Genomic DNA, 16778 nt, shown 5'->3' with positions numbered 1-16778 from the left:
GCCGGCCACCGCGGTGCATCCTTCGCCGGCAAGCCGGCCCCTACAGGCAAATGTGTTTTGCTCGTCGGCCCGCTCACCGTGCGGCGTCAGAGGTGCGACAATATTGCCGCCAAATGACGTGACTTCCCCGCACCTACCCTGCGTCAAGACTTAGGTTCGGGGCAAACCTGGCACCCGGACCGAGCGATGCCAGCGTACCGTGCTGCGCATTCCTGGACTTTCACCGTCCTATTACTTGAGGTTAGAAGCAAGATGGCCAAGGCCGCCGATGTCGTTGTGCAATGCCTGGAAAACGAAGGTGTCGAGTATGTGTTCGGCATTCCTGGTGAGGAAAACCTCGACCTGCTCGAGTCCCTGCGCAAGTCGAAGATCAAGCTGGTACTGACCCGCCACGAGCAATCTGCGGGCTTCATGGCCGCCACCTACGGCCGTCTGACCGGCAAGACCGGTGTCAGCCTGTCGACCCTCGGCCCTGGTGCGACCAACCTGGTGACCGCCAGCGCCTACGCCTACCTGGGCGGCATGCCGATGATGATGATCACCGGCCAGAAGCCGATCAAGAAGTCGAAACAAGGCCGTTTCCAGATCATCGACGTGTGCGGCATGATGGACCCCATCACCAAGTACACCCACCAGTTCGCCTCGGCCGACAACATTCCTGCCCGTATGCGTGAAGCTTTCCGCCTGGCCGAGGAAGAGAAGCCGGGCGCCGTGCACCTGGAGCTGCCGGAAGACATCGCCGCCGAGCAGACCGACGCCCTGCCGATCCCGCGCAGCCTGCACCGTCGCCCGCTGGCCGAGCATGTAGCCATCGAAGCCGCCGTGCAAAAACTGCAGAACGCTCGCAACCCGATCCTGGTGATCGGCGCCGGCGCCAACCGCAAGATGACCGCCAAGGTTCTCAAGCAACTGATCGACAAGACCGGCATCCCGTTCATCACCACCCAGATGGGTAAAGGTGTGGTCGACGAGCGCCACCCGCGCTTCCTGGGCAACGCCGCGCTGTCTTCCGGTGACTTCGTTCACCGCGCCGTCGAAGCCGCCGACCTGATCGTCAACATCGGCCACGACGTGATCGAGAAGCCGCCGTTCTTCATGGTGCGCGGCGGTACCGAAGTGATCCACGTGAGCTTCCGCTCGGCCGAGGTGGATGCTGTTTACTTCCCGCAGGTGGAAGTGATCGGCGACATCGCCAACGCCGTGTGGCAGATCAGCGAAGCGCTGACCGACACCAGCCACTGGGATTTCACCCGCCTGATGGCCATCCGTGAAGCGAACGAAGCGCAGATCGTCGAAGGCGCCGATGACAACCGCTTCCCGGTCTATCCGCAGCGCATGGTCGCCGACATCCGTCGCGCCCTGCCGTCCGAAGGCATCGTTGCCCTGGACAACGGTATCTACAAGATCTGGTTCGCCCGCAACTACAAGGCGCACAAGCCCAACACCGTGCTGCTGGACAACGCCCTGGCGACCATGGGCGCCGGCCTGCCATCGGCCATGGCCTCGCACCTGGTGTACCCGGATCGTCCGGTGATCTCCGTGTGTGGCGACGGCGGCTTCATGATGAACAGCCAGGAGCTGGAAACTGCAGTACGCCTGGGCATGCACATCACCGTGGTGATCCTGCGCGACGACGGCTACGGCATGATCCGCTGGAAGCAGGCCAACATGGGCTTCACCGATTTCGGCCTGGACTATGGCAACCCGGACTTCGTCAAGTACGCCGAAGCCTATGGTGCCAATGGCCACCGCGTGGAAAGCGCCGAGGGCTTCCTGCCGCTGCTCGAGCACTGCATCAAGACCCCAGGCGTGCACGTGATCGACTGCCCGGTGGATTACAGCGAGAACGACCGCATCCTCAACAGCGAGCTGCGTGAGCGCGCGCTGGCAGTCTAAACGCTGACGCCTCTATCGCGGGTCAAGCCCGCTCCCACAGAGCCAAAACAGGCCTTGTGGGAGCGGGCTTGACCCGCGATTGCTTTTGTTCCCGCCACATTTCCCTCGATGCCTTTCCTCATGTGCTAGGGTGCACCCAAATTTCCGCCCTAGGACACCCGCCCATGCTCCCCGCGCTCAGCGAAAAAGAACTCGACCGCCTCGAAGACCTGCTGATCACCTACGGCAACGACTACTCGGTGCTCAACCTCGCCGAACTCAATGGCTTCTTCACTGCCCTGGCCAGTTCCCCGAACACGGTCAACCCCGAGCAATGGTTGCCCGCTGTCGCAGGCGGCAAGGTCCCCAAGTTCAAGAAGCCTGCCCATGAAGAAGCCTATACCGCGCTGATGCTGCGTTACGCCAGTCAGGTGGCTGAAGAACTGGCCGACGACCTTGTTCATTTCGAACCCCTGTTCGAGGAGAGTGAGGGCGAAGAGGGGCCGGCAATCATTCTCGAAGAGTGGTGCTTCGGCTACATGCGTGGCACCCAGGTAGCCGAGTGGAGTGAGCTGCCGCCGGAGCAGGACCGACTGCTCAAGGCCATTTCCTTGCATGGCCTGGAGGACAATTTCGAGTTGCTGGACTCGATGAGCTTCGATGAGCACCAGGCCTGCGTGCCACTGGTGGTCGAGGCGGCGCGTGGGTTGTACCTGTATCAGAAGCGGCAGCGGCATTGAGGCCGCGTTCGCCGGCAAGCCGGCTCCTACCGTGACCCCCTTGTAGGAGCCGGCTTGCCGGCGAATGGGCCGGTATAGACAACTTATTATTCCACCTGTCGAAATACTGGATTGCTCCCAGCATCGATTCTGTTGTCTGCCGATCCAGTGCAGCATGTCCTCCAGCAGCGCCACTCCCGGCGCTAATCCGGAGCCCAGAACATGCCAAGCCCGATCAAACTCTACAACTTCCCCAAGTCCGGCCATGCCCACCGTATCGAGCTGATGTTGTCACTGCTCGAACTGCCCACTGAACTCGTGTTTGTCGACCTGGCCAAGGGCGCCCACAAGCAGCCCGATTTCCTTGCCCTCAACCCCTTCGGCCAAGTGCCGGTGATCGATGACAACGGTATCGTCATCGCCGATTCCAACGCCATTCTGGTCTACCTCGCCAAAGCTTACGGCGGTGAGCGCTGGTTGCCAGAGGACCCGGTCGGCGCCGCCCGCGTGCAACGCTGGCTTTCGGCGGCCGCCGGCCCACTGGCCTTCGGCCCAGCCGCAGCGCGCCTGGTGACTGTGTTCGGCGCCTCCTTCAATACCGATGAAGTGATCGGCCGTGCCCACACCTTGCTCAAGGTGATCGATGCCGAGCTGGCCAAGGGCCCGTTCCTGGTGGGTGACCACGCGACCATCGCCGACATCGCCCACTATTCGTACATCGCCCATGCGCCGGAAGGCAACGTGTCGCTGGAGCCGTACCCCAACGTGCGCGCCTGGCTGGCCCGGATCGAGGCGCTGCCAGGCTTTGTGCCGATGCCTCGCACGGTCATCGGCTTGCAGACCACCCTCTGAGCCCCGAGGAATGCCGCCATGCAATCGCCCTGGCATGCAGGTGAGAAACAGCTGCAGGAGTACGTCGGTGTCGCAGAACGCATGGAGGTGTTCGGCCAGAAGGTCATCCGCGACTACATGCCCGACCAACATCGGGCCTTCTATCACCAGTTGCCGTTCATGGTGGCCGGTGCCGTGGATGCCAGCGGCAAACCCTGGGCGACACTGCTCGAAGGCCCGGAGGGTTTCGTCAGCTCGCCCGACCCACGGCAGTTGCGGATCGGTACCGCTCTCGCCGTCGACGATCCGGCAACATCAGGGCTGGTGGCTGGCGGTGCCATCGGCCTGCTGGGGATCGAACTGCATACCCGGCGACGCAATCGTCTCAATGGTGTGATTCAACGGGCCAGTGCTGGCCTGTTGGAGGTGGTGGTCGAGCAGTCGTTCGGCAACTGCCCGCAGTACATCCAGTTGCGCGAGTACACCCGCGTCGATCAGGGGCCGCAGGGGCGCCAGGATTCAACGGTACTCGATGTGCACACCCGCGCCATGATCGAAGGCGCCGATACGTTCTTCGTCACCAGCTACGTCGAACATGAAAGCGGCCAACGTTCGGTGGATGTGTCCCACCGCGGTGGCCGGCCTGGTTTCGTCAGGGTCGAGGGCAACCGCCTGACCATCCCCGACTATGCCGGCAACCTGCATTTCAACACCCTCGGCAATTTGCTGGTGAACCCGATCGCGGGCCTGTTGTTCGTCGATTTTACCAACGGCGATGTGCTGCAGATCTTCGGGCGAACCGAGGTCATCCTCGACAGCCCGCTGATCAGCGCGTTCGAGGGCGCCGAGCGGCTCTGGACCCTGGATATCGAGCAAGTGGTGCTGCGTCGGGCTGCCGTGTCACTGCGCTGGATATTCCAGGAGTACGCACCCACCAGCCTGATGACTGGCACCTGGGCCGAGGCGGAGCAGCGCCTGCACCAGCGTGAACGGCAGCGTCAGTGGCTGAGCTGGCGAGTGCTGCGCATCGAGCAGGAGAGTCGGGATATCCGCTCGTTCTACTTGCAACCGGAGGATGGCGCAGCTGTTGCCTTCGCACCCGGCCAGCATATCCCGGTACGTTTGCGGATCGATGGGGAAACACCGCTGATCCGTACCTACAGCCTGTCCAGCGCGCCTGCCGATGGTGAGCTGCGTATCAGCGTCAAGGCGCAGGGGGCGGCGTCACGGTATCTGCATCAACAGTTGAAAGTTGGCGATTGCCTGGAGGTGCGCCTGCCCATGGGCAGTTTCACCCTGGATCCACAGAGCGACCGGCCCATTGTGCTGATTGGCGCGGGCGTCGGCATCACCCCGTTGATGGCGATGCTTCGGGAGCAATTGGTCAAAGAAGAAGGACGGCGAATCTACCTGTTCCACGGTGGACGCACGCTGGCCGACCTGCCGTTCCAGCAGGAGCTTGCCGCACTCCAGCAACACGCCAACGGCCTGTTCAGCATCCATCGCGCCTTGAGCCAGCCCGAACCCCAGGCTGTGCAGGGGCATGACTATGCGTTTGCCAGCCACTTGGGCATCGAGCAGATCAAGGCCACGCTGGCGTTGGACGACTATGACTTCTACCTGTGCGGCCCGGCCAGCTTCACCCAGGACCTTTACGAAGGACTGCGCGGCGTGCACGTACCCGACGCACGCATCCATGCCGAGGCCTTCGGCCCCTCGACCCTGCGCCGTCACACCGACGACAACCAACCCACGTTGCAACAGCCTCCTCCTGCCACCGAGCCGGTGCCGGTGTATTTCGCCAGTTCCGCCAAGGAAGCGCGCTGGGCCCCGGGCAGCGGCACATTACTGGAATTGGCGGAAAGTCGAGGCCTGTCGCCGGATTTCAGTTGCCGGGGCGGATCCTGTGGCACGTGCAGGACGAAGCTGGTCAGTGGCCAGGTGCACTATCCCAACCCGCCCGCCGAACTGCCGGATGAGGGCTTTGCCTTGATCTGCTGCGCCGTGCCCGCGCAAGCGCAGGAGGGGGCCAACGGGCTGGTGCTGGAGTTGTGAGGTTGGCCCATTCGCCGTTGTTCTCGTAGGAGCCGGCTTGCCGGCGAAAGGGCCGGTGAAGGCAGCACAAACCCGCGCCATGACAGATAATGCCCACACCCCCGCGGCCCAGGAGCCCCCATGGACCAGATCCACCTGATGAAGGTCTTCGTCGCCGTCGGCGAGCTGGAAAGCTTCGCCGCCGCCGCCCGCCGCCTGGCCATCTCGCCAGCGGCGGTGACCCGCGCCGTCAGCGCCCTGGAGGAACAGCTCGGGGTCAAACTGCTGCTGCGCACCACCCGCAGCGTGCGCCTGACCGAGGCCGGCGGCCGCTACCTGGAGGACACCCGGCATATCCTCGCCAGCATCGTCGAAGCCAACGAGGCCGCCGCCGGCATCAACGCCGCGCCCAAGGGCGACCTGGCGGTGACCGCGCCGATCCTGTTCGGCAAGAAGTTCGTCATGCCTTGCATCGTACGCTACCTGCAGCAGTACCCCGAGGTGGACGTGTCGGCGTACTTCCTCGACCGCGTGGTGAACCTGGTGGAGGAGGGCATGGACGTGGCCGTGCGCATCGGCCAACTGCCGGACTCCGGCCTCAAGGCATTGCGCGTGGGCAAGATGCGCCGGCTGTTATGTGCCTCGCCCGAGTACCTCGAACGTCACGGCACGCCGCGGCATCCTTCGGAATTGCAGCGCCACGAGGTCATCGCGGCTGGCACATTGTCACCGCGCACGGACTGGCGTTTCGGCGCCATCGACGACCCGACCCTGATCCGCATGAAGCCGCGCCTGACCGTGACCAGCAACGATGCCGCCATCGCCGCGGCCAGCGCCGGGCTTGGGATCGCACGGCTGCTGTCGTACCAGGTGGCGGATGAAGTGGCGGCCGGGCGTTTACGGGTGATCCTGGCCGAGTATGAGGAGGCGCCCTGGCCGATCCATATCCTGCATCGCGAGAGCAAATATGGCTCGACCAAGGTGCGTACCTTCATCGACATGTTGGCCGAGCATTTGCGCAGTCATGCGCATTTGGCCTGATCCTGGAACCTGGGGCTGCTGCGCAGCCCTTTCGCGGCACAAGGCCGCTCCTACAGAGATGCGCCTTCCCCTGTAGGAGCGGCCTTGTGCCGCGAAAGGGGCGCAAAGCGCCCCCGGCAATCAAGCGCCTGAAAGTGTGGCGCACTCCGCCAGCACCTTCAAACCACTCATCACCTCTGGCGTGATCACCCGCCCCAGGCACACCCGCAACCCAGTGCCACATTCCCCGTCGGCAAAGAACATCCCGCTGGCGCCCACATTGCAGCCACGCTCCGCTGCAAGGTGTTGCAGTGCAACCATGTCCGTCCCTTCCGGCAATTCGATCCAGTGGATGAAGCCGCCCTGCGGCGCCACATACTGCGTCCCCGCCGGAAACGCCGACCGCACCAGCGTTTCCATCACCTCGGTCTGCGCCGCCAGCCGCCCACGCAGTTTCGCGCAGTGCTCCTCCATGTAGCCCCGCCCGATGAACTCATCCAGCACCCGCTGCGCCAGGCTCGACACCGCCAGGTTGCGGGAGAACATCTGGGCCAGGATCGCGTCCCGATACCGGCCTGCGACGCACCAGCCCACCCGGTAACCCGGCGCCACGGTCTTGGAGAACGACGAGCAGTAGATCGTCTGCCCGGTCGTGTCGTAGTGTTTGATCGCCTTCGGTCGCTGCGCTTCGCCCACCAGGTCGAAGAAGATATCGTCCTCGATGATCGGTACATCCGCAGCCTGCGCCAATTGCGAGAGTCGTGCCCGCGCTGCGTTGGGCATGATGAAGCCTCGCGGGTTCTGCAGCGTCGGGTTGAGGAACACCACATCGACCTTCTTGCCTTTCAGGGCCCAGTTCAAGTGCTCCAGATCCATGCCGCTGTCGGCGCAGGTGCGGATGGGCAGAGCGCGCATCCCCAGGCGTTCGATGGTCTGCAGGATGCCGTAGTAGGTGGGCGTCTCGATGGCTACCGTGGCGCCGGGCTGGGCGATGGCTTCAAGGGCAAGCTCCAGGGCCACGGTGTCACCCGAGGTCACCAGGATATCGTCCGGGCCGCAGGCCACGCCGCGTTGCAGCATCAACCCGGTGATGCGCCGGCGCAGCGAGGCCAGGCCCGGCGGAGCGATCAACCCGGCCAATGGTTGCTCGGCCTTGGCAGCCAGCGTCGCCAGGCACTTGTTCAGCAGCACCTGGGGCGTGAGCTCGTCATGCAGTACCGCCGAACTCAATGAAAGCCGGGTATTGCTGGCCGCCTGGGCCAGCATGGCGACCACCGCGTGGTTGACGTTGACGGTGACACTGGCCAGGTCGAACCCCTGCACATGTGCCGCGCCCTTGGCGACGAAATAGCCGATCCGCGGCGTGGCCTGCACGTAGGCATTGGCCTCCAGCTCCGCCAGGGCTCGCTGCACGGTGGCGATGCTGCTGTTGAACAGCCGCGCCAGCTCGCGTACCGAGGGCAGTTGCGTGCCGCTGGGCCACTCGCCACTGTCGATCTGGCGCAGCAGCCAGGCGTTGACGGTGTGCCAGCGTTTGTCGGGCTTGGGGTTCCGGTCCATGGGGGCCTTTTGTCGTGTCAGGCGGAGGCCCCCGAAAGGTAGAGCAAAATCACCCCGGTTGCAGCCACGATGACGATGTTCAGCAGCACCAGGGCGAAGCCGAAGCGGATCAGGCCGTGCTCTTCCTCACGGTTGGCCCCGGCCAGCCCGATGATCAGCGACAGGATCGACAACGAGCCCAGCGCGCCATGCCCGGCGGCGCTGTTGACCATCGCCGCCAGCCATGGCCCGTGGACCGTGGACAGTGCCGCGATGGAGGGCATCACCAGCGTGTTGCCTCCGACATTGGAGCCGGTGACATAGCCGGCCAGCCCCGCCAGCAGCGACACCGTCGACGCCAGCGACACGCCGGACAGCGCCTGCAAGGCCCGTTGCGCCTCGACCAGGAAACCGGCCTTGACCATCACCTGCGACAACAGCAGGAACAGGAAGATCGTCGCCACCGGGAACCGCGCCCGGGTGATCAGCGCCTGCCACGGGAAGCCCGCGCCTTGGCGCCCGACCATCAGCAGCACCACCAGCAGCAAGGCCAGCCCTGGCGACGCCAGTGGCTTCCACGACACGTTGGTGCCATGCACCACCCATAGCCCGTCCCACCCCGACATCAGGAACAGCCCCCGTGACGCAATGATCACTGCCAGCAAGGCCAGGTACGGCCATGCCGCCTGCGGCCAGCGCACCAGCACCCCACGCCGCGCCCAGGAAATACCCAACCCCACGCCGGCCACTGCCAGCCCAGCCAGGACGCCCGAAGCCTCCGGTCCGATCCAACGGTTGACTGCATACAGCACCGTGCTGAACAGCAGCGCAATCAGCGCCAGCCCCAGCCATGCCTGAAGGCTGCGAATCCCAGCCAGGGCTAGCGCCACGGCGGTCAGGGCGAGGAACACCGGCCCACTCACCAGCGCCGAATGGCTACCCAGCTCCTGCGCTGGCACATGGGCCAGTAGCGCGCCGATCACCGTGGCCAGTCCGAGCGTGCCCCAGGGCATCACCACCATGCCGGCCAGTGCCATCTTCATGCCGACCTGGCGGGAAAACAGCCCCATCAGCAGCGGCACCGTGGCGATCAGCGACACCCCGAACCCGGTCATCGCCTCCAGCAGCGGCGCCAGGCCCAGCACGATGAAGAGCACTTGCATCGGCGGCGTCCAGCCCAGCTCCCGTACCCAGGCACCAATCGCCTGCGGCGCGTTGGCGCGTTCGACGAGGATGACAAAGGCCAGCCCTGGGACGATCACGCAGGCGGTACTGAGGAACAGGATCAGCGTGTCTTGCAGGATGGCGCCGGACACCGCCGCCGACAGCGGCTGCGCAGCGCCCAGGCCCCACAGCAGCAGGACACCGGCCACGCCGGCCAGCGCGGCCTGCATGGGCGGGCGGCGCAACAGCAGGATCAGGGCGATCACCAGGCCTATGGGGGACATTTGCAGCAGCAGGGCAGCCATGATGCGGGTTCCTTTAGCCATCCAGAGGAGTGTGGAAGGGATGGTGGAGGGAAGGGAGAGACTGCAATAGATACAGGGGGTGGGGGATTTTCAATACAGCCCCTGGCTCGTGGCATTGGAGGCACCTGTTCGCACCACCTCTCACACCAATGCCTGGATTTCTGGGCGCTGACTGCGATATTGGCCGTTAATGCCTGCAATCCGAGGCATTACGTGGATCGGGCACTCTGGTCGCATTCCGCATGGGTTTTGACCGTACTGCTTGCACGCAGCGTGGCTATCTGACCAAACCTGCCAGCACCTTCTCCAGTTTCACCACCGCCTCCCTCATCTGCGCGGGTGTCAGTGCCGCAAACCCCATCAGCAAGCCGGCATCGTTCCTCGGCACCGCGTACAAGCTGCCCAGCCCCAACAGATCGATCCCCAACCCTCGTGCCGCCCTGACCACGGCGTCTTCAGGCAAGCCCTGCACGAAATGGCAGGGCATCTGCAGCCCACCAGCGGGTACCTGTGGCACGAGAAACGCCCCCAGGTGCCTGCGCAGCAGATCCGCCAGCACATCCCGGCGCTCGGCGTAGAGCGCGCGCATGGCCCGCACATGGGCGTTGAAGTGCCCGCCCTCCATGAACCGGGCCAGGGTCAGCTGGGCAATGGAGGCGTTATGCCCGTCCTGCAGCGTGCGGGCGGCGGTCATCGGTGCGACGAGCTGGGGCGGCAGCAGCAGGTAGCCGATGCGCAGGCCGGCGAACAGCGATTTGGTGAAGGTGCCGATGTACAGCGTGCGTTCATGTGGGTCTAGGCCCTGCACGCAGGCGGTGGGGCGGCCGGCGTAGTGGAACTCGCTGTCGTAGTCGTCCTCGATGATCCAGGCCTGTTGCTGGCGCGCCCATTCGATCGCCAGCAGGCGCCGGTCCAGCGACAGGGTCGCGCCGGTCGGGTATTGGTGCGAAGGGGTGAGGAACACCGCCCGGGCATCCGGCGCCAGTCGGGCCATGGCCTCCACTTGCAGGCCGTGCGCGTCCACCGGGACCGGCACGCCTGCCAGGCCGGCGGCGGTGACGGCCTTGTGGGTGCCCTGGTACAGCGGGTCTTCGACCAGTACCTGGTCGCCTGCGTCCATGAGCACCTGGGCGCACAGGCCAAGGGCCTGCTGCGAGCTGGTGAGGATCAGGATGCGCTCGGCGGATGCCTGGGCCCCGCGCTCGAGGTTGAGGTAGTCGGCGATTGCCCGGCGCAAGGGGACCATGCCCTGCGGCTCGCTGTGTTCCAGCGCCCGCGTGCCGTATTCCTTGTACACCTGCCGCTCCAGCTTCTCCCAGATGGCCAGGGGGAAGTGCCGGGTTTCGGCCACGCCCGGGGCGAAGGGGCGGGGCGACTGGAAGTTGTGGACGCCACCGCTGTGCAACACCGCTTCACCTCGGCGGCTCAACTGCACCGGGGCTTTGTTGTCCGTCGGGCGCTGGCGCTTGCGCGACGGCAGGCAGCGGGCCCGTTGCGACACGAAACTGCCGCTGCCCACGCGCCGTTCGATAAAACCCTCGGCGTGCAATTGGCTATAGGCCGACTCCACGGTATCCCGCGAGACGCCCAGGGACTGGGCCAGCGGGCGAGAGGCGGGCAGCGCCTTGCCCACCGGCAGTGCGCCGTCGAGGATCAGCTGGCGGATCGCCCGTTGAATACGCACATGCAAGGCCAGCGCGCCATGGGTGGGGTCGTTGATCCAGGCTTTCACCGATTCCAGCTGCGCGTGTTTGAACATTGGCCTGACTCCCTGGCTGATGGACCTGATTAATGGCTGCCAATGCCGGGGCCGCTTCGCGCCCCTTTCGCGGCACAAGGCCGCTCCTACAGGCGACCGCGATCCCCTGTAGGAGCGGCCTTGTGCCGCGAAAGGGGCGCAAAGCGCCCCCGGCAATCTCAAGCCTTACCCCTATCCAGAACCAAAAAATGGTCTGGCCATTCCCAACTAATTGGCAGGTAAAAACCAACCATTTATCCGCTATAAAACCCAAGCCCGCAAGCAACCACCAAGGAAGGCAAGCGCTACGGGCAGGCCGGCCCCCTCACTCATTCACACAGCTTTGCCCAAAAGGGGTTCCACCAATGACCACCACCCAACTGCCCGTTTTCATTCGCGAAGTGAAGCAAGCCGACCTGCAGCCCTGGCGCGAGTACTGGGCGCAATACCAGGCCTTCTACCAGGTAGACCTGGGCCCAGCCATCACCGAGCGCACCTGGGCCCGCTTCTTCGACCCAGCCGAGCCCATGCACTGCGCCGTGGCCACGGACGGTGAGCGGCTCTTCGGCTTCGTCCACTATGTGTTCCACCGCTCGACCTGGGGGCGCAACGACTTCTGCTACCTGGAAGACCTGTACGTGTGCCCGAGCGCCCGAGGGCGGATGATCGGCAAGCAACTGATCGAGTTCGTCCAGGACCAGGCCCGGCAGCAGGAGTGCGACCGGCTGTATTGGCATACCCAGGAGACCAACCGGACTGCGCAGCGGTTGTATGACTGGATTGCCGAGAAGCCGGGGGTGATCGAGTACCGGATGCCGCTGGATGTTGCTCACTAAGTTCATTGTGAGCAGATGAGGGCGTGGGAGCGGGCTTGCCCCGCGAGGGATGGCACCGGCTTCGCGGTGTAAGCCCAGCAGCGCAGCGCCGCTCGCACGCCTCATTCATCAGAAATTGTCCTCGGAAATTTTTGGTCCGAGTAGGAAAAGGATCGCGATACCAAATTAAATCCACTTCTGTATATGTTAAGTGGCGTTTAGCTAGATAATGACAAAAATTTAGGAATTAACACCTAAGCATTTCACTCAATAAAACCTATAATCTGTGCTTTAAGCATCGATTCGCAGGTTAAGCCTCGTCATGTTGGATTTAAGCTTCAGCAAGCCCAGTGAGATCGTCAAACGCCTCTGCGAGCGTCTTCGCACCGAGCGCCTTGCGCAACAGATGACCCAGGCCGACGTGGCAGGCCGGGCCGGTATTGCCACCAACACGGTCTCTAATCTGGAAGCCGGACGTAACGTCGGTTTCGAGAACCTGGTCAGGGTGGCGATGGTGCTGGGCCGTGGCAAGGAGTTGGAAAACCTGTTCATGCCCAAACTGGACAGCCTTGCGGACCTGCAACGCTATGAACAGGGCGCCAAGCGTCAACGCATCAGGAGAAAACACGGCGATGCCTGAAAAAGTGCGTGTGTACTACGAGGGCTGGGGCGAGCGCTGGCTCTGGGGCACCCTGGCGACTTCCACCACTGTCAGCCAGCGCCCACAGATCATCTTCGAATACAGCCCTGAGGCCAGACAGCGGGGCCTCGAACTGTCATCTCATCTACTGCCCCTGCAAGGCGATGCAGTGCGCAGAGGCTTCCCCGGGCATCAGATCGGCGTACCAGGGCCAGTCTATGATGCACTGCCGGACGGCTGGGGCATGTTGCTGATGGACCGGCTGTTCAAACGTCGTGGCCTGAATGCTGCCCGCATAGGCCCCCTGGAGCGGTTGGCGTATATCGGTGACAACGCCATGGGCGCCATGTCGTTCGAGCCGGTGGCACCCGAAGGTTTGATAGCGCAAGACCACATCCCCCTGGAGCAACTGGCGGCCGAGGTGCAGGATGTGCTCAAAGGGGAGGGTGGGGCGTTTCTGCAACAACTGCTGTTGGTAGGCGGCTCCCCGCAAGGCGCGAGACCCAAGGCGCTGGTGTATCGCGACCCACACACCAATACGTTCACCACCTTGGCGAAGCCAGAGCTTGAGGCCTGGCTGATCAAGTTTCCTGCTCGGGAAGAGCATCCGGAGGTCTGCGCCATCGAGATGGTCTATGCAGAGTGCCTGCGCCTTTGCGGCATCCCGACTCCGGACACCCAGCATTTCAGCCTGCCCAACGGGTTGGCGGCCTTTGCCAGCAAGCGCTTTGATCGACAAGGTGAAATACGCGTGCCCATGCAAAGCCTCGCGGCGTTCACCGGTGCGGATTTCCGGGCACCTGGCGCACTGGACTATGTGAATTTCCTGCGCGCAACCCATCTCTGCACCAACGACCTGCGCGAGAAAGCACGCGCCTTTGAGCGTGCGCTGTTTAACGTGGCCTTCAACAACCGCGACGACCATCCCAAGAACTTCGCCTACCTGATGTCGCGCAGCGGGCAATGGACGCTGGCGCCGGCTTACGATGTGACTTTCTGCGAAGGGCCGGGGGGCTATCACCAGATGGATGTGATGGGCGAGGCCCTGGCGATTGATCGCACCGCGATGCTGGCGCTGGCCCATGAGGCGGAAATCCCCCCAGCCACGGCGGGGGCGCTTATCGAGCGTTTTTGTACAGTGGCCAGCCAGTTCACAGTGTTGGCCGAGCAGCACTTTGCGGGGATGATCAGCCCGGATACATTGCGCATGGTGCAGGGCCGGATCGACGAGAACATTGCCCTGCTGCGCTGATTGACGCAGGCCCCTTCAAGGACGAAAAGCAATGAAAACAATGCTCGGCTTCTTGTTTCTTATCTGTGTGAGCCTACCTGCCTTCGCGGGCGATATGCCCATCGGTTTCCAGACCTCTACGCTCTCGGACGGGCAAAAGGATCGCCCGCTGGAGCTGGTCGTCTGGTACCCGAGTACAACCACTGCCACGCCGCAGTTCATCGCGGATACGCCGGTGTTTGTCGGTGACCTTGCCGTCCGTGATGCGCCACCGGCCCCAGGCGCGCATCCATTGGTGGTGCTTTCCCACGGTTTTCGCGGTAACTGGGGCAACCAGTCATGGCTGGCCACTGCGCTGGTGCAGCGGGGTTATATAGTGGCGGCGGTCAACCACCCGGGCACGACCACCCGTGATCGCGACCCTGAAGCCGCTGCCCAGTTGTGGCAGCGCCCCATGGACCTGCAGCGGGCCATTGTTGCGGTGCAGGCTCAGCCGGATCGGTTTGGGGCGGTGGCGAAGGGACAGATTGCAGTGGTGGGGCATTCACTGGGTGGCTGGACTGCCCTGGAAATCGCCGGGTCGCGGTTCGATCCCGAGCGGTTTGCCCAGGACTGCAAGGCCCATTCGCAGTTGGCCAGTTGTGGCGTCTACAAACAGGCCAACCCTGACGCGGCAGCGCAAGCCCGGCTGGGCGGCGACCTGAGCGACAAACGTGTCACGGCCATCGTGACCCTGGACCTGGGGCTGTCACGCGGCATGACCACTGAAAGCCTGGCAGCGTTGCCGGTGCCGGCACTGGTGATCGCGGCTGGCGCGCCCTCTGAAGACCTCCCGGCACAGCTGGAGTCCGCCGACCTGGCCAAGCGCTTGCCCCCGGCGACCAGTCGCTATGTCGAGATCGAGGACGCCAGCCACTTCAGCTTCCTGTCGATGTGCAAACCTGGCGCGGTGGCGTTGCTTGAAGAAGACGCGCCAGGCGATAGCGTCATTTGCCGGGATGGTGAGAATGCTCGGCCGCGGGCGTTGATCCAGCAGCAGATTGTTGCGTTGATTACCGAGTTTCTGGGGCAGTCATTTCGTAGCTGACGAGGGCGGGAGATTGCACAGCCCCATTCTGGGAGCAACTGCCTAGCAGAGTATTCGTAGTTTACGTTTGCCCTTGTGGGAGCGGCCTTGTGTCGCGAAAGGGCCGCAAAGCGGCCCCGGCGATCATTGCATCGACACTTGGATCCTGGGGCCGCTACGCGGCCCTTTCGCGACACAAGGCCGCTCCCACAGGGATCGCGCAAGGCTTGAGGTAGGTGTGGTCGAGGTGAGCGGACTTGCCCCGCGATGGCCCGCAAAGCGGCCCCTATTTGCTCAATGACTAGCTCGCACAGCCCGCCGCGCAATGTGATTGATTTCGTCCTGCAGCCCGCTCAACTCACTCAGCACGTGCTGATGGTTTCGCCCCTGGCCTTGGCGATGACCATCATCACCGTCGTCGGGCTGGGCCGCACCTTGCCCACGTAGGGGCTGGCCTTCGGGCGCATGTACACCCCGCGCGCGACCCGCTCCAACGTGCCGGCCTGGACGAGGCGGGACAGCGCCTTGTCCACCGACGCCCGCGACCCCGCCTCGATAAAGCGATCGATCGTGAACGGCTTGCCCTTGGGCAGGTACTTGATATGGCTGGCAATCGATTCCGCTACGGACACGGAGACCTCCATCGTAGTCAGAAAAAGTTGAATAGTTTCTGACATGGGAATGAACGTTAGGCCTTAATTTTAGCGGTGTCCAAGCAGAAAACGTAAGTGGATAATGCGGGTCGCAGAGAGCGCTATTTCCCAGGCCACCATAGCCCCCTGTAGGAGCGGCCTTGTGCCGCGAAAGGGCCGCAAAGCGGCCCCGGCGATAGGTGCTCAGTTCTGAGATTCTGGGGCCGCTACGCAGCCCTTTCGCGGCACAAGGCCGCTCCTACAGAGACCACGTAAGGCTTGAGCATGAATTGGGCCTGTCCCGTGACACCGGGCCGCAATCCACACGGGGCTCCTCAATCCCCCACCCCATGCAACCGCAACGCCCGCTGCGCACAGGCCTTCCAGCTAAGCTTGCGCCGCTCGGGCACCACCACGGGCACTTCCGCCGCCATCACCACCGGCACATCCCGCATCCGCACCCAAGGCTCGCTCTGCCAATACAACAAACTCGCCGTCTGCCCACCCGGCCAGCACATCCGGCCCAGGCGCGGCAGGTCGTCCAGCGCCGCGTCCCGCCCATCGCGCAGCACTGCCACCACCTCGTGGGTCAGCCAATGCCGAAGGTGACGGTTTTCCGGAATGTGATGATGGGCCAGCAGGGTATAGGCCCCGGACTCGCTGACCATGGTGGTTTCGCTGTACTGGCCGTAGCGCAGCAGCTGCACGGTGCGATGCTGGTCCGGGTCGAGCTTGCGGATGCAGTGTTCGTCGAAGAAGCGCCCGGTCATCCGGCCGAGTTCGTGGGCGCAGAACCAGGCTTGGGATTCGAGCCAGAGGGTGTGGAGGGGGCGGTTGTGGCGGGTGAAGAGGGTGGAGTCGTGGAGGTCAGTCATGGCTGGCCTCCTGGATTTTTAAGAGTTCTAAGCAGGCGGGACGCATCTGCGAGAGGCCTGCGAGTGCTCGACTCGATAGGCATTTCCTTTACCTCCGTGCGTGGTCAGCTTTCTTAAGGCTGGGGTGTCGGGAGCTAAGAAACCTACACGGCAGGCCGGACGTATTTCCCTTGCGGGTCTTGTATTAGCCCACTCCCGACATAACGGAGTGCATTTTGCGCGCAGCAGTAAACCACAGGCACAAAAAAGCCGCATCTGTCGGGAGCGGGTGGACCGCCGTGTTTAAGCGTTTCT

Annotated in this window: 14 protein-coding genes; 9 read left to right on the top strand and 5 right to left on the bottom strand. The window is 63.7% G+C overall.

The window, feature by feature from the left end; translation table 11 throughout:
• The first annotated feature begins 252 nt into the window (after positions 1 to 252).
• The 5 genes from NGM28_RS27805 (at position 253) to NGM28_RS27785 (ending at position 6500) form a co-directional block, all read left to right on the top strand.
• Positions 253 to 1896: an acetolactate synthase large subunit gene (locus NGM28_RS27805; protein WP_011532618.1), complete on the top strand. Its 1644-nt coding sequence runs from the start codon at positions 253 to 255 to the stop codon at positions 1894 to 1896.
• A gap of 164 nt (positions 1897 to 2060) precedes the next feature.
• Complete coding sequence (locus NGM28_RS27800) at positions 2061 to 2615, top strand: UPF0149 family protein (RefSeq protein ID WP_240067163.1); 555 nt, start codon at positions 2061 to 2063, stop codon at positions 2613 to 2615.
• Between the two features lie 201 nt (positions 2616 to 2816).
• Positions 2817 to 3446: a glutathione S-transferase family protein gene (locus NGM28_RS27795; protein WP_252092455.1), complete on the top strand. Its 630-nt coding sequence runs from the start codon at positions 2817 to 2819 to the stop codon at positions 3444 to 3446.
• Between the two features lie 18 nt (positions 3447 to 3464).
• Positions 3465 to 5480, top strand: a complete 2016-nt coding sequence (locus NGM28_RS27790) for a pyridoxamine 5'-phosphate oxidase family protein (protein WP_252092454.1) — start codon at positions 3465 to 3467, stop codon at positions 5478 to 5480.
• 120 nt (positions 5481 to 5600) lie between these two features.
• The gene (locus NGM28_RS27785; protein WP_252092453.1) at positions 5601 to 6500 is read left to right on the top strand and encodes a LysR family transcriptional regulator; all 900 of its coding nucleotides are present in this window, start codon (positions 5601 to 5603) and stop codon (positions 6498 to 6500) included.
• Positions 6501 to 6620: 120 nt separating this feature from the next.
• Here NGM28_RS27785 and NGM28_RS27780 read toward each other — a convergent pair whose 3' ends face one another.
• The 3 genes from NGM28_RS27780 to pdxR form a co-directional block, all read right to left on the bottom strand.
• Complete coding sequence (locus NGM28_RS27780) at positions 6621 to 8039, bottom strand: aminotransferase-like domain-containing protein (protein ID WP_252092452.1); 1419 nt, start codon at positions 8037 to 8039, stop codon at positions 6621 to 6623.
• Between the two features lie 17 nt (positions 8040 to 8056).
• Positions 8057 to 9487 carry an L-lactate permease gene (locus NGM28_RS27775; RefSeq protein ID WP_252092451.1) on the bottom strand — a complete coding sequence of 477 codons (1431 nt, stop codon included), beginning with the start codon at positions 9485 to 9487 and terminating at the stop codon, positions 8057 to 8059.
• 277 nt (positions 9488 to 9764) lie between these two features.
• A complete protein-coding gene (gene pdxR, locus NGM28_RS27770; RefSeq protein WP_252092450.1) occupies positions 9765 to 11246 on the bottom strand; it encodes a MocR-like pyridoxine biosynthesis transcription factor PdxR in 1482 nt (493 codons plus the stop codon).
• A gap of 344 nt (positions 11247 to 11590) precedes the next feature.
• Between pdxR and NGM28_RS27765 the strand changes: the two genes are divergently transcribed.
• The 4 genes from NGM28_RS27765 (at position 11591) to NGM28_RS27750 (ending at position 14998) form a co-directional block, all read left to right on the top strand.
• Positions 11591 to 12061 carry a GNAT family N-acetyltransferase gene (locus tag NGM28_RS27765; protein WP_252092449.1) on the top strand — a complete coding sequence of 157 codons (471 nt, stop codon included), beginning with the start codon at positions 11591 to 11593 and terminating at the stop codon, positions 12059 to 12061.
• 301 nt (positions 12062 to 12362) lie between these two features.
• Positions 12363 to 12680 carry a helix-turn-helix domain-containing protein gene (locus NGM28_RS27760; RefSeq protein WP_240067171.1) on the top strand — a complete coding sequence of 106 codons (318 nt, stop codon included), beginning with the start codon at positions 12363 to 12365 and terminating at the stop codon, positions 12678 to 12680.
• Positions 12673 to 13932, top strand: a complete 1260-nt coding sequence (locus NGM28_RS27755) for a type II toxin-antitoxin system HipA family toxin (protein WP_240067180.1) — start codon at positions 12673 to 12675, stop codon at positions 13930 to 13932. Before NGM28_RS27760 ends, NGM28_RS27755 begins: the two co-directional genes overlap by 8 nt.
• 31 nt (positions 13933 to 13963) lie before the next feature.
• Positions 13964 to 14998 carry an alpha/beta hydrolase family protein gene (locus NGM28_RS27750; protein ID WP_252092448.1) on the top strand — a complete coding sequence of 345 codons (1035 nt, stop codon included), beginning with the start codon at positions 13964 to 13966 and terminating at the stop codon, positions 14996 to 14998.
• 341 nt (positions 14999 to 15339) lie between these two features.
• On the opposite strand, the gene NGM28_RS27745 is transcribed toward NGM28_RS27750, so the two are convergent.
• Both NGM28_RS27745 and NGM28_RS27740 read right to left on the bottom strand, forming a co-directional pair.
• Positions 15340 to 15609, bottom strand: coding sequence for a DUF6088 family protein (locus tag NGM28_RS27745; protein WP_353620549.1), 270 nt, complete (start codon positions 15607 to 15609; stop codon positions 15340 to 15342).
• A 335-nt stretch (positions 15610 to 15944) separates the two neighbouring features.
• Positions 15945 to 16484 carry a BRO-N domain-containing protein gene (locus tag NGM28_RS27740; RefSeq protein ID WP_252092447.1) on the bottom strand — a complete coding sequence of 180 codons (540 nt, stop codon included), beginning with the start codon at positions 16482 to 16484 and terminating at the stop codon, positions 15945 to 15947.
• Positions 16485 to 16778: the final 294 nt, after the last annotated feature.

Source organism: Pseudomonas sp. MWU13-3659 (genome assembly GCF_023757525.1).
Lineage (GTDB): Bacteria > Pseudomonadota > Gammaproteobacteria > Pseudomonadales > Pseudomonadaceae > Aquipseudomonas > Aquipseudomonas entomophila_E.
Note: the sequence above shows the minus strand (reverse complement) of the source record. Positions and strands in the feature narration are given on the sequence as shown.

Coding starts and splice junctions, on each gene's coding strand:
- NGM28_RS27805 (WP_011532618.1), top strand. CDS start 253: ATGGCCAAGGCCGCCGATGTCGTTGTGCAATGCCTGGAAAACGAAGGT.
- NGM28_RS27800 (WP_240067163.1), top strand. CDS start 2,061: ATGCTCCCCGCGCTCAGCGAAAAAGAACTCGACCGCCTCGAAGACCTG.
- NGM28_RS27795 (WP_252092455.1), top strand. CDS start 2,817: ATGCCAAGCCCGATCAAACTCTACAACTTCCCCAAGTCCGGCCATGCC.
- NGM28_RS27790 (WP_252092454.1), top strand. CDS start 3,465: ATGCAATCGCCCTGGCATGCAGGTGAGAAACAGCTGCAGGAGTACGTC.
- NGM28_RS27785 (WP_252092453.1), top strand. CDS start 5,601: ATGGACCAGATCCACCTGATGAAGGTCTTCGTCGCCGTCGGCGAGCTG.
- NGM28_RS27780 (WP_252092452.1), bottom strand. CDS start 8,039: ATGGACCGGAACCCCAAGCCCGACAAACGCTGGCACACCGTCAACGCC.
- NGM28_RS27775 (WP_252092451.1), bottom strand. CDS start 9,487: ATGGCTGCCCTGCTGCTGCAAATGTCCCCCATAGGCCTGGTGATCGCC.
- pdxR (WP_252092450.1), bottom strand. CDS start 11,246: ATGTTCAAACACGCGCAGCTGGAATCGGTGAAAGCCTGGATCAACGAC.
- NGM28_RS27765 (WP_252092449.1), top strand. CDS start 11,591: ATGACCACCACCCAACTGCCCGTTTTCATTCGCGAAGTGAAGCAAGCC.
- NGM28_RS27760 (WP_240067171.1), top strand. CDS start 12,363: ATGTTGGATTTAAGCTTCAGCAAGCCCAGTGAGATCGTCAAACGCCTC.
- NGM28_RS27755 (WP_240067180.1), top strand. CDS start 12,673: ATGCCTGAAAAAGTGCGTGTGTACTACGAGGGCTGGGGCGAGCGCTGG.
- NGM28_RS27750 (WP_252092448.1), top strand. CDS start 13,964: ATGAAAACAATGCTCGGCTTCTTGTTTCTTATCTGTGTGAGCCTACCT.
- NGM28_RS27740 (WP_252092447.1), bottom strand. CDS start 16,484: ATGACTGACCTCCACGACTCCACCCTCTTCACCCGCCACAACCGCCCC.